Genomic DNA, 11126 nt, shown 5'->3' with positions numbered 1-11126 from the left:
CGCAGCGACATCGCGAAGCGACGCGACCGCAGGGAGCGCCCTTGACGGCCCGGACCGACACGGAAGGACAGTCGACTGCCGGGAAACCCCCGAACCACCCCCGACCCCGGACAACGAGACCCCGCCAGCCGGCGATCCCGACCACCACCCCCGACCCCGAACGACGAGACCCCGCCCCCGGAACCCCGCCCCGTAGCCCCGACCCACCCCGCCGCTCAGTACTGCCAGCGCGGCTGGCTCCCGTCCATTCGGCAGTAGATCAGGCGTCCGTTCTCGGCGTGGGTCGAGCGGCCCAGGTCTGCCTTGCGGCAGAACTGGCCCGCCTTGTAGCAGTTCCCGGCGTTGGAGACGATCTCGCACGTGCCGCTCGCGGGGCGGCTCGCCTCCTTCGTCGGCGCCTTCGTGACGGGCGGCTTCGGCGCGCTGCCGGTCGAGCCCGACGAGACCGTACGGGTCGGGGCCGGCTTCGCGTCCGGCACCTGCGCGGCGGGAGTCGGGGTGGGTGTGGGGGTCGGTGTCGCGGACGGGGACGGCGTGGCCGTCACAGCCAGGGACGGGGACGGGGACGGCGTAGGCGTCGGCGAGGCCGACACGGTCGCCGACACGCTCGGGGGCGGCGACACCGCCGGGCCCCCGCCCTCCGCCGGACCGCAGGCCACTGCCGTACAGGCGACCAGGAGGGCCACCGCCGCACGCCGGAGCGCACCTCCGTGCCGCCCGCCCCGTATTCCGCTCGCCCCGCTCGTCCCGTTCGCTCTGCCGCTGCCGCCGTTGCGCATGATGGGCCCCCACCTCAAGTCGTTGAAGGCTGCACATCATAGGAAGAGCGGAGGCTGTGAATCCGGCGAATGCCAAAGCTGGTACGCACGGTTCTCGTGATTCGATGGGCGGCATGACCCGTGAGATCCCCAGCCCCGAGACGGATGAGATCGAGGTGTTCCACGCCACCCTGCACTCGCTGCGGGTATGGGACGGCCACCTGCCCGGCTTCGATCCGGACGCCGCGCCCGCCGAGCCGCTGGCGCTGTTCCGGGAGTGGTTCCTGCACGCCGCCGCGGCCGGGCAGGCGGAGCCGCACACGATGAGCCTGGCCACCGTGGACGCCGACGGGCGGCCCGACGTACGCACCCTGATGCTGCACGACGCCGACGGCCACGGCTGGCACTTCGCCTCGCACGCCACCAGCGCCAAGGGCCGGCAGCTCGCCGGGCACCCGGACGCCGCGCTCGGGTTCTACTGGCCGGCGGTGGCCCGGCAGGTCCGCGTCCGCGGACGGGTCACGGCCTGCGGGCCGCAGGAGAGCCGGGCGGACCTGGCGGTCCGCTCGCGGGGCGCGCTCGCGGCGGCGCTGACCGGCCGGCAGAGCGAGGTGCTCGAGAGCGTGGACGAGCTGCGGCGCGTCTCCGAGGCCGCCTGGGAGCGGGCCGGTACGGAGCCGGACGCCCCGGCGCCGACCTGGACCCGGTACGTCCTCGACCCGGCCGAGGTCGAGTTCTTCCAGGGTGACCCGGCACGCCGCCACGTCCGGCTCCGCTACCGCCGCTCCCCCGACGGCACCGCCTGGACCCGCGAGCTGCTCTGGCCTTAGGGGGTCTCCCCCCGGGGGGTGTCGCCGCTCTCTCCCTCCGGCCGGAACACCGCCACCCACACGCCCTGCGCCGCCTCGCGGAAGGCCACTTCGAGCGGCATGCCGATCCGCAGGTCCGCCGGGGCGCAGTCGACGACCTCCGTCATCATGCGCGGGCCCTCGGCCAGGTCGACCACGGCCGCCGTGTACGGGACCCGCGTCCCGAACGGCGGGAGGTCGTTGCGGTGGATCACCGACCACGTGTAGAGGGTGGCGCGGCCGCTCGCGGGTTCCCAGGCCACCCGCTCCTCGCCGGACCAGCAGAACGGGCAGAACTCCCGCGGGTAGTGGTGGACCCGCCCGCAGTCCGCGCAGCGGCGCAGCAGGAGCCGGCCCTCGGCGGCCGCGTCCCAGTAGGGCCGGGTGAAGTCGTCGGTCTCGGGCAGGTCGTAGCGCGGCCCGCCGGCAGGGCTCACAGGGCTCACAGGGCTCACAGGGCTCACAGGGCTCACAGGAACAGTCCCATCGCCGCGTCCACGGACCACGTCTGCCAGGCCATCGCGAAGAGCGCGACGAGCGAGATCAGGGCCATCATCGCGTTCTGCCCCTGCTCGGCCCAGTCATGGATCATCAGCACCAGATACAGCAGGTTCAGCAGCAGCCCGCCGACGAGCGCGATCGGCGTCAGGAAGCCGAGCACCAGGCCCAGTCCGAGGGCGAGTTCCGCGTAGACGACGATGTACGCCATCAGCCGCGGGCGCGGCTGGACGACCTTCTCGAAGCCGCCCTTCACGAACGGCCAGCGGTGCTTGCCGGCGACGTCGGCCGCCCAGGCGATGCCGGTGCCGCGCTCGAACCAGCCCTTCTTGTCCTTGTGCCGCCAGCTCTCCAGCCACCACAGGCCGAGCCCTATCCGGAGCACGGCGAGCCACTCGGCCCCACTGAGCCAGATGGTCTGCATCGGCCCTCCCCTCCCTAGACCTGACGGTACGTCAGTTCAGCGGATCGGAAGCGATCCCGCAAGGGTGGCCGGGCACTCCGTTCGCCCCGGGCGCCCGGCCGACACCCGGACCGGCACTCGGCCCGGACACTCGGCCCGACGGCCGGTCAGGCGCTGTCGATGCGATCGAGCAGCGCCCGGGCCTCGACGGTGCGGCGGTGGTCCGGGCCGAACGCGGCCAGGCAGGCGTCGTGGGCGGACACGGCCCGGGCGCGGGCCCCGGCACCCCGTCCCAGCCCCAGGAGGGCGCCTGCCAGGGCCAGTTCGACGGCTCCGGTCTCCGCGCGGCGCTGCTCGGCGGGCAGCCTCCCGTGCAGCTCGTCCGCGCGCTCCGCCTCGGCGAGAGCCTCCTCGTGGCGCGCCTGGCCGTTCAGGCTGCGGACCAGGCCGAGCCGCAGGACCAGCGCGAACCGGTCCTGTTCCCGATGGGCGGCGAGGGCTTCGCGCGCGAGCGCCTCGGCCTCCGGGTGGCGGCCCTGCGCGCCGAGGGCGTAGATCAGCCCGTTCCGTGCGGCCGCCACCACGAGCGGCATCTCCGGCCCCGCACCGCGGGCCGCCGCCCGGGCGACGGCCTCGCACTCCGCCTCCGACTCGGAGTACCGGCCGAGCGCGCTCAGCGTCTGGGCGCGGTCCGAGCGCACCTTCAGGGCTTGGGGGTGTTCGGCGCCGAAGGTCGCGGCGAAAGCCGGCAGGAGCGCGTCGTACGCGGCGAGCGCCTCGGCGTGGCGGCCCTGGGCACCCGTCGCGAGCGCCGCGACGCCCAGCGCCAGCGGCGCGTACGGGTCGTTGCGCCGCCGGGACCCGGCCACGGCACGGGCCTCGGCCTCCGCCTCGGCGTACCGCCCGGCCCCGTACAGGGCCGCGGCCTTGTCCAAGGGGGATGCCGCCGTCCGCCCGGTCTCGTGTCGGCCGCGCGGCCGGAAGAACTTCATGCCGAAAGCCTACGAACGCCGCGCACACCCGCCCGTACAGGTAAGGGAGTTGACCGGCGGACCGGACCGGACCAGCCCGACCCGGCCCATCCCCCATCCCACCCCACCCCACCCCACGCCTCGACCCGACCCGTCCGGGCCCCGGAAGGGGCGGCCCGGAAGCGCCCGTGATCGATCCGCAATCGATTCCCTCCTTGTCCGAGACCCATCAACGCTGTGTGTCGATACGCTCACTCCTCATGCCCGGAGTCCCCACAGCCCCCGACCTGTCCACCCAGCCCCGCCCGGTCTACGTGATCGGCGCCGGGCCCGGCGGCCTCGCCGCGGCCGCCGCCTTGCGCGCCCGCGGGGTGCGCGCGGTGGTCGTCGAGAAGTCCGATGACCTCGCCGCCTCCTGGCGGGGGCACTACGACCGGCTCCACCTGCACACCACGCGCCGGCTCTCCGCCCTCCCGGGGCTGGCCATGCCGCGCAGGTTCGGGCGGTGGGTGTCGCGGGACGACGTGGTGCGGTACCTGGAGAAGTACGCCGAGTTCCACGCGCTGGAGCTCGTCACCGGTGTCGAGGTGACCCGGGTCGACCCCGCCCCCGGCGGGGACGGCTGGCTGCTGCACGCCACCGGCGGGCGGGTGCTCGACGCCCGCGCCGTCGTCGTCGCCACCGGGTTCAACCACACCCCCGCGCTCCCCGACTGGCCGGGCGGCGACACGTACACCGGGGAGCTGCTGCACGCCCGCGAGTACCGCAACGCCGCGCCGTACGAGGGCCGGGACGTGCTCGTCGTCGGCACCGGCAACACCGGCGCCGAAATAGCCGTCGACCTGGCCGAGGGCGGGGCCGCGCGGGTGCGGCTCGCCGTGCGCACCGCCCCGCACATCGTGCGACGCTCCACCGCGGGCTGGCCCGCGCAGCGCACCGGGATCCTGGTGCGGCGGCTGCCCGTACGGCTCGTGGACCGGCTCGGCGCGCTCGTCGCCAAGGCCTCGGTCCCCGACCTGACGGCGTACGGGCTCCCCCGCCCCGCCGCCGGCCTGTACAGCAGGGTCAAGGAGGGCGCGATCCCGGTCCAGGACGTCGGCCTGATCGACGCCGTGCGCACGGGCCGGGTCGAACCGGTCGCCGCCGTGGCCTCCTTCGAGGGCGGTCAGGTGGTGCTCGCCGACGGTTCCCGCATCGCCCCGGACGCGGTGGTCGCGGCCACCGGATACCGCCGCGGCCTGGAGGGCCTGGTCGGGCACCTGGACGTGCTCGACGGGCGCGGCCGCCCCCGTACGCACGGCGGCCGCTCCCCCGCGCAGGCCCCCGGGCTGTACTTCACCGGCTTCACCAACCCCATCAGCGGCATGTTCCGCGAGATGGCCCTGGACGCCGAGAAGATAGCCAGGGCGGTCTCCCGCCGCCTGGGCCCCCTGGCCGGCCGCCCGCAGCCCGAACCCCTCCCGAACACAGGCCTCCGCCCGGTCGACCCCCTCGCCTAGGTCGTGTCGTCAAAGTCCCGCCTGGCCGGCGGGGCCCGCCCTTGCGGGCGGCCGACGCCACTTTGACGACACTCCCCAGGTCGCCCCTCCCCGGCGGCCCGGCCACGGCATCCACGCAGCCGCGTTCGGGCTCCGGCCCGCCCGGTCCCCCCGCGAGGGACCGCCGAGGCGCCCCGGCGCACACCGCCGACGGGTCCCGAATGCGGCCGAAACGCGCTCTGGACCCGTCCCGGCGGGATCTGGGACCGTTCCCACACACCACCTCCACCAGCTTTCCTGCGCAGCACTGTTCCTGACGGCACGTCAGTTCAGTAATCTGACTACGCGTCAGTTATTGAGTTCATCGAGCAGGAGCGGGCGGAACGATGCTTGGATCTACTCACGGCACCCTCACCACCGACTTCCGCGCACGTGTCGACGCCTGCGGGGAGACCCCCAGGACGGCCGTCCACTCCGCGGCGGCACCGTCCGCCGCGGACGCGGTCGCGGTGGACGTCAGCGGACGGCCCCTGCACGCCGATGTCCCCGACCTCGACCGGTTCTTCCGGCCCGAGTCCGTGGCCGTCATCGGCGCCTCCGACGCCGAAGGCAGACCGAACACCGGCATCACCCGCCAGCTGATCGCCTGGGCGGAGCGCGTCGGCGCGCGGATCCACCCCGTCCACCCCACCCGCCCCACCGTCTTCGGGCTGGCCTGCCACGCGTCCGTGGCCGACCTGCCCGAGCAGGTGGACCTGGCCGTCCTCCTCGTCGGCGATCCGCTGCCGGTGATCGAGGAACTGGCAGAGGCCAAGGTGAAGTTCGCCGTCGCCTTCGCCTCCGGCTTCGCCGAGACCGGTGAAGAGGGGGCCGCCGCCCAGGAGCGGCTCGCGGCCGCCGTCCGGCGCTCGGGCCTGCGCCTGCTGGGCCCCAACACCAACCTCAACGCCTTCGAGAAGTTCCGCGAGGACCTCAACGGCCCGGCGATCGCGCTCATCACCCAGTCCGGCCACCAGGGCCGGCCCGTCTACACCCTCCAGGAGCTGGGCATCCGGCTCTCCCACTGGGCCCCCACCGGCAACGAGGCCGACCTCGAGACCTCCGACTTCATCTCCTACTTCGCCGAGCGGCCCGAGGTCGGGGCCATCGCCTGCTACGTGGAAGGCCTCAAGGACGGCCGCCGGTTCCTCCTCGCCGCCGACCGGGCCGCGCGCAACGGCGTCCCCGTCGTCGCCGTCAAGGTCGGCCGCACCGAGACCGGCGCCCGCATGGCCGCCTCCCACACCGGGAAGCTGACCGGCGCGGACACCGTCGTCGACGCCGCGATGCGGCAGTTCGGCGTCATCCGCGTCGACGGGCTGGACGAGCTCCAGGACACCGCCACCCTGCTCGCCCGGGCCCGCAAGCCGCTGGCCGACGGGGTCGTCGTGTACTCCATCTCCGGCGGTACCGGCGCGCACTTCTCGGACCTCGCGACCGAGGCGGGGCTCAGCCTGCCCACCCTCTCGCAGGCCAAGCAGCAGGAGCTCCACCAGTGGATACCGGAGTACCTGAACGTCGCCAACCCCGTCGACAACGGCGGCCACCCGGTCGGCGACTGGCGCGGCCGCAAGATCATCGACGCGATCCTCGCCGACCCGTCGGTGGGCGTGCTGATCTGCCCGATCACCGGGCCGTTCCCCCCGATGAGCGACAAGCTCGCGCAGGACCTGGTGGACGCGGCCGAGCAGAGCGACAAGCTGATCTGCGTCATCTGGGGCTCCCCGGTCGGCACCGAGGAGGCCTACCGCACCACCCTGCTCGGCTCCTCCCGCGTGGCCACCTTCCGTACGTTCGGCAACTGCATCACCGCCGTCCGCGCCTACCTCGGCCACCACCGGTTCACATCCGCGTACCGCTCCCCCTTCGAGGAGGCCCCGCGGACCCCGTCCCCCTCGTACCGCAAGGCGCAGGCACTCATGCGGCCGGGCCAGCAGCTCAGCGAGCACGCGGCGAAGCAGCTGCTCAGGGCGTACGGGATACGGGTCCCCCGCGAGCAGCTCGTGACGAGCGCCGCGGCGGCGGTACGGGCGGCGGGACTGGTCGGGTACCCGGTGGTGATGAAGGCCTCGGGGCCGCAGCTCGCGCACAAGACGGAGCTCGGGCTGGTGAAGATCGGCCTGACCTCGGCGAGCCAGATCCGGGACGCGTACCGGGAGCTGACGGACATCGCCCGCTACGAGAACGTCCCGCTGGACGGCATCCTCGTCTGCCAGATGGTGGAGCGGGGGGTCGAGATGGTCGTCGGCGTGACGCAGGACGAGCTCTTCGGCCCGACGGTGACGGTGGGCCTGGGCGGGGTCCTGGTGGAGGTCCTGCACGACGCGGCGGTCCGCGTCCCGCCCTTCGGCGAGGACCAGGCCCGCGCGATGCTGACGGAGCTGCGCGGCCAGGCCCTCCTGGAGGGCGTACGGGGCGCCCCGCCGGCCGACGTGGACGCGCTGGTGGAGGTCGTCCTGCGGGTCCAGCGGATGGCGCTGGAACTGGGCGGCGTCCTGTCGGAGCTGGACATCAACCCGCTGATGGTCCTCCCGCGCGGCCAGGGGGCGGTGGCGCTGGACGCCCTGGCGATCTGCCGCTGACCGCCACACGGCCCCCGGACCGGGCCGGGCCGCCGCCGCGCGGGGGCGCCGCCCCACCCCTACCCCGAACGGGAGTTCACCACATGAGCAGCGACGCCCCCGCCGACGAGGTCCTGCACCGCATCGAGAGCGGGGTCTCCTGGATCACCCTGAACCGGCCGGAGGCCATGAACGCCGTCACCTGGGACCAGCGTGAGCGCGTCATCTCCCTGCTCGCCGAGGCCTCCGCGGACCCCGGCGTCCGGGCCGTGGTCGTCACCGCCACCGGCAAGGGGTTCTGCGCGGGCGCCGACCTGCGCGGCGCCCCCGCCGCGCCGGGCGAGCGCGTCGCCGGCGATGTCGCCCGCATGATCCGGCTCGGCGCGCAGCGCCTGATCACCGCCGTGCTGGACTGCGAGAAGCCGGTCCTCGCCGCGGTCAACGGCACGGCCGCCGGGATCGGCGCCCACCTCGCCCTCGCCTGCGACCTCGTCGTCGCCGCCGAATCGGCCCGCTTCATCGAGGTGTTCGTACGCCGCGGCCTGGTCCCCGACGGCGGCGGCGCCTACCTGCTCCCGCGCCTGGTCGGCCCGCAGAAGGCCAAGGAGCTGATGTTCTTCGGCGACGCCGTCCCGGCGGCCGAGGCCGAGCGGCTCGGTCTCGTCAACCGGGTGGTTCCGGCCGAGGAGTTGGAGGCCACCGCCCGGGAGTGGGCGGAGCGCCTCGCGCAGGGCCCGACCCGCGCCCTCGCTCTGACGAAGCAGCTGGTCAACGCCTCTCTGGACGGTGGCCGGGCGGCCGCGCTGGCCGCCGAGGCCACCGCTCAGGAGATCAACATGACCACCGCCGACGCGAACGAGGGCGTGGCGAGCTTCGTGGAGCGCCGCTCGCCCAAGTACCTCGGGCGGTAGCCACCCCGAGGCGGGTCACATCTGCGGGTTCGGCTTCAGCAGCGCGAACACGGCGCCGGACGGGTCCGCCACCCAGGCGATCCGGCCGACGTCCGGCACGTCCGCCGCCGGCATGAGCACCGACCCGCCGTTCCCGCTCGCCGCCGAGACGACGGCGTCGACGTCCGCGACGTTGAAGTACGGCACCCAGCGCGGCTTCTCGACGCCGCCCCCCGCCCCGTCGCCCATCGGCGCGACCCCGCCGAACGAGGTCTGCTGCTGGTCGCCGTCCTTGAGGCTCAGGACGCGGTACGTCATCCCGGGCGTCTCCATGTCCTGGCTGCGCCAGCCGAAGACGCCGTTGTAGTAGGTGACGGCCGCGGCCGGGTCGGGTGCGTGCAGCTCCGCCCACACCAGGGTGTTCTCGTCGGAGACCAGTCCCAGCCCGGCGGTCTTCCCGGGCTGCCAGATCGCGAACTCGGCGCCCTGCGGGTCGGTGGCCTGCGCCAGCCAGCCCTCGCCCATGACGTCCATGGGCTCCATCCGGATCTTCCCGCCGCCCGACTGCACGGCCGAGACGGTGGCCTGGATGTCGTCCGCGTGGAAGTGGATCATCCAGGCGGAGTTCGCGCCCGCCTCGGTGAGCGGCCCGAGCGCGGCAACGGTCTTCCCGTCCACCTGGAAGAACCCGTACCCGCCGGCGTCCGGCCCCAGGTCGGTGAAGGTCCAGCCGAAGAGGGTGCTGTAGAACGCCACGGCGCCGTCGGTGTCGGGGCTGCCGAGGTCGAGCCAGACGGGCGATCCGAGACGGAAGTCGGTGCCGAGCATGGGAGTCCTCCTGGGGGACGGGTGGATCGGGCCGGGGGCCACGATGCCCACCTCCCGCGGGGCTGTCGCCGTTCGGGTCCCGGCGGGGCAGTGGATTCACCCGTACGGGCGAACCGCGCGGCCCCGCCCCGCCCGCGCTACACGCGGTGCATGGTGACAGCGGACCGGGGGTGGAGGTCGTCCGGATCGCCCATGACGCAGAACAGCTCGGGCCGTTCGGCCGTGCCGGCCACCTGCCAGTCGCGCATGGGGCCACAGCCCTCGATCGTGAGCGTGACCCGGTCCCGCGGCCGGTCGAAGAGGCCGCCGGAGCCGCGCCCCGGCTCGAACGTCCACGTCCCGGTCCCCGAGCACGCGTCCCACAGCCCGGTCGGCGCGACCTGCGCCAGGTTCTCGGCGACCGCCTCGCCGTTCTCGCCCAGCCGCAGCCCGTGCGCGCCCCCGCCGCCGGCCCATTCCCCGGCGTACCCTGCCCGCTCCAGCCGGGGCGGCTCGTACGCCGCGAAGCCGGTCCGCTCCTGGAGGAAGGCGCCGAACGCGCAGAGGAGCAGGGCGATCCGGTGACGGCGCCGACCCGGGCCGCCATCGCGCTCCACCCCAGTGACCGGTGGCGTGCGTACGCGGCCGCGACGACCGGGAGCACCCCGGGGGCCGCGATCCAGAGCGCCGTCCAGCCGTACGGCAGGTGCAGGACCGCGCCGGCCCACAGCGTGTAGCCCGCGGTGATCACGGCGGTCCAGGGCGCCGCCCACCACGGGCTCCCCAGGGATCGCGTCAGCGCCATCACCGGCAGCACGAACAGCAACCGGTACAGGTACGCGGCCAGGACCACCACGAGAAGCACCAAGGGAATCGCGGCGAAGACGGAGTAGTCGACGCCCAGGCCGTGGTCGTCGCGCATGCCGGAGGTGGCGAGGAAGACCGCTCCCGCCACGACGGCCTGCGCCATGAAGGCCAGGTCCGACCCGGTCGACAGGCGCCTGCGGGTCCCGCCCCGCGCGTCCGGCCCCTCGTGCACCTCTGGCATCCCCATGAACCTCGCCCCCCACAACAATTGAACACGTTCAATCGATGGCGACGATACACCCTCCCCCTTTCCGAGTCATCCGCCCGCGCCCCTTCCAATCTGACGGACCGTCAGCTTCAATCGTGACGTGATGGGACACGCAGGGATGGCGGCCACCGTCGTCCGATACCTCAGGTCAGCCGGCTCCCCCACCTCCGCCCCGTCGGAGCAGGACCCGGACGCCGGCCACGTCGACGCGCTGCCGCGCCCCGATCTGCGGGCCGTCGGCGAGGACGAGCGCGCCCCCGTCAGCCCCGCCGAGTTCCGGGCCGTACTCGGGAACTTCGCCAGCGGGGTCACGGTCATCACCTCCCCGGCCGGGGAGGGGGAGGACGGCCCGGCCGGGTTCGCCTGCCAGTCCTTCGCCTCGCTGTCGCTCGACCCGCCGCTGGTCACCTTCATGGTGGCCCGTACGTCGACCACCTGGCCCCGGATCGCCCGCGCCGGGGTGTTCTGCGTCAACATCCTGGGCGCCGGGCAGGGCGAGCTGTGCCGGGCCTTCGCGGTCAGCGGCGCCGACAAGTTCGCCGGGGTCGCGCACACCCCCGCCCCCGTGACCGGGTCACCGCAGCTGGAGGCCGTGCCCGCCTGGATCGACTGCCGCATCCACGCCGTGCACACCGGCGGGGACCACCTGATCGTGGTCGGCCGGGTCGAGGCCATGGGCGCCGCCGGGGAGGACGGCCCGCTCCTCTTCCACAAGGGCCGCTTCGGCCGCCTCGCCGCCGAGTAGCCCCGCGGACGACGCGAAGACCCCGCCTCCGGCCGGAGGCGGGGTCTTCGCGT

11 protein-coding genes are annotated in these 11126 nt (G+C 74.2%); 5 read left to right on the top strand and 6 right to left on the bottom strand.

The genetic code is table 11. The annotated features are described in order from the left end of the window. Positions 1 to 215: 215 nt before the first annotated feature. Complete coding sequence (locus tag ACFXGI_RS38220; RefSeq protein WP_384717555.1) at positions 216 to 545, bottom strand: hypothetical protein; 330 nt, start codon at positions 543 to 545, stop codon at positions 216 to 218. A gap of 347 nt (positions 546 to 892) precedes the next feature. On the opposite strand from ACFXGI_RS38220, the gene ACFXGI_RS38215 reads away from it, so the two are divergent. Beyond that, entirely contained in the window at positions 893 to 1588 is a 696-nt protein-coding gene (locus tag ACFXGI_RS38215; RefSeq protein WP_384717552.1) for a pyridoxal 5'-phosphate synthase, read from the top strand. On the opposite strand, the gene ACFXGI_RS38210 is transcribed toward ACFXGI_RS38215, so the two are convergent. From ACFXGI_RS38210 to ACFXGI_RS38200, 3 genes are all read right to left on the bottom strand, one after another. Next, on the bottom strand, positions 1585 to 2052 hold the full coding sequence (locus ACFXGI_RS38210) for a Zn-ribbon domain-containing OB-fold protein (protein ID WP_384717549.1): 468 nt from the start codon (positions 2050 to 2052) through the stop codon (positions 1585 to 1587). The two genes, ACFXGI_RS38215 and ACFXGI_RS38210, sit on opposite strands and share 4 nt — an antisense overlap. Before the next feature lie 23 nt (positions 2053 to 2075). Beyond that, entirely contained in the window at positions 2076 to 2528 is a 453-nt protein-coding gene (locus ACFXGI_RS38205) for a DoxX family membrane protein (RefSeq protein ID WP_384717546.1), read from the bottom strand. 146 nt (positions 2529 to 2674) lie between these two features. Then, complete coding sequence (locus ACFXGI_RS38200) at positions 2675 to 3499, bottom strand: tetratricopeptide repeat protein (RefSeq protein WP_384717543.1); 825 nt, start codon at positions 3497 to 3499, stop codon at positions 2675 to 2677. A gap of 239 nt (positions 3500 to 3738) precedes the next feature. Between ACFXGI_RS38200 and ACFXGI_RS38195 the strand changes: the two genes are divergently transcribed. The 3 genes from ACFXGI_RS38195 to ACFXGI_RS38185 all read left to right on the top strand — a co-directional run bounded on the left by ACFXGI_RS38195 (position 3739) and on the right by ACFXGI_RS38185 (position 8467). Further along, the gene (locus tag ACFXGI_RS38195) at positions 3739 to 4977 is read left to right on the top strand and encodes a flavin-containing monooxygenase (protein ID WP_384717540.1); all 1239 of its coding nucleotides are present in this window, start codon (positions 3739 to 3741) and stop codon (positions 4975 to 4977) included. A 365-nt stretch (positions 4978 to 5342) separates the two neighbouring features. Beyond that, positions 5343 to 7577 (top strand): acetate--CoA ligase family protein, encoded by a 2235-nt coding sequence (locus tag ACFXGI_RS38190; RefSeq protein WP_384717537.1) that lies wholly within the window; start codon positions 5343 to 5345, stop codon positions 7575 to 7577. Positions 7578 to 7660: 83 nt separating this feature from the next. Beyond that, positions 7661 to 8467, top strand: coding sequence for an enoyl-CoA hydratase/isomerase family protein (locus tag ACFXGI_RS38185; RefSeq protein WP_384717534.1), 807 nt, complete (start codon positions 7661 to 7663; stop codon positions 8465 to 8467). Positions 8468 to 8482: 15 nt separating this feature from the next. On the opposite strand, the gene ACFXGI_RS38180 is transcribed toward ACFXGI_RS38185, so the two are convergent. Beyond that, positions 8483 to 9274: a VOC family protein gene (locus ACFXGI_RS38180; RefSeq protein WP_384717531.1), complete on the bottom strand. Its 792-nt coding sequence runs from the start codon at positions 9272 to 9274 to the stop codon at positions 8483 to 8485. 137 nt (positions 9275 to 9411) lie between these two features. Beyond that, complete coding sequence (locus ACFXGI_RS38175) at positions 9412 to 9870, bottom strand: hypothetical protein (protein ID WP_384717528.1); 459 nt, start codon at positions 9868 to 9870, stop codon at positions 9412 to 9414. Positions 9871 to 10446: 576 nt separating this feature from the next. On the opposite strand from ACFXGI_RS38175, the gene ACFXGI_RS38170 reads away from it, so the two are divergent. After that, on the top strand, positions 10447 to 11073 hold the full coding sequence (locus tag ACFXGI_RS38170; RefSeq protein WP_384717558.1) for a flavin reductase family protein: 627 nt from the start codon (positions 10447 to 10449) through the stop codon (positions 11071 to 11073). The last annotated feature ends 53 nt before the right edge of the window (positions 11074 to 11126 follow it).

It is taken from the genome of Streptomyces sp. NPDC059355, assembly GCF_042752335.1.
Lineage (GTDB): Bacteria > Actinomycetota > Actinomycetes > Streptomycetales > Streptomycetaceae > Streptomyces.
Note: the sequence above shows the minus strand (reverse complement) of the source record. Positions and strands in the feature narration are given on the sequence as shown.

Bases quoted from the DNA above. Each gene is read 5' to 3' on its own strand.
- ACFXGI_RS38215 (WP_384717552.1), top strand. From the start codon at position 893: ATGACCCGTGAGATCCCCAGCCCCGAGACGGATGAGATCGAGGTGTTC.
- ACFXGI_RS38205 (WP_384717546.1), bottom strand. From the start codon at position 2,528: ATGCAGACCATCTGGCTCAGTGGGGCCGAGTGGCTCGCCGTGCTCCGG.
- ACFXGI_RS38200 (WP_384717543.1), bottom strand. From the start codon at position 3,499: ATGAAGTTCTTCCGGCCGCGCGGCCGACACGAGACCGGGCGGACGGCG.
- ACFXGI_RS38195 (WP_384717540.1), top strand. From the start codon at position 3,739: ATGCCCGGAGTCCCCACAGCCCCCGACCTGTCCACCCAGCCCCGCCCG.
- ACFXGI_RS38190 (WP_384717537.1), top strand. From the start codon at position 5,343: ATGCTTGGATCTACTCACGGCACCCTCACCACCGACTTCCGCGCACGT.
- ACFXGI_RS38185 (WP_384717534.1), top strand. From the start codon at position 7,661: ATGAGCAGCGACGCCCCCGCCGACGAGGTCCTGCACCGCATCGAGAGC.
- ACFXGI_RS38180 (WP_384717531.1), bottom strand. From the start codon at position 9,274: ATGCTCGGCACCGACTTCCGTCTCGGATCGCCCGTCTGGCTCGACCTC.
- ACFXGI_RS38170 (WP_384717558.1), top strand. From the start codon at position 10,447: ATGGCGGCCACCGTCGTCCGATACCTCAGGTCAGCCGGCTCCCCCACC.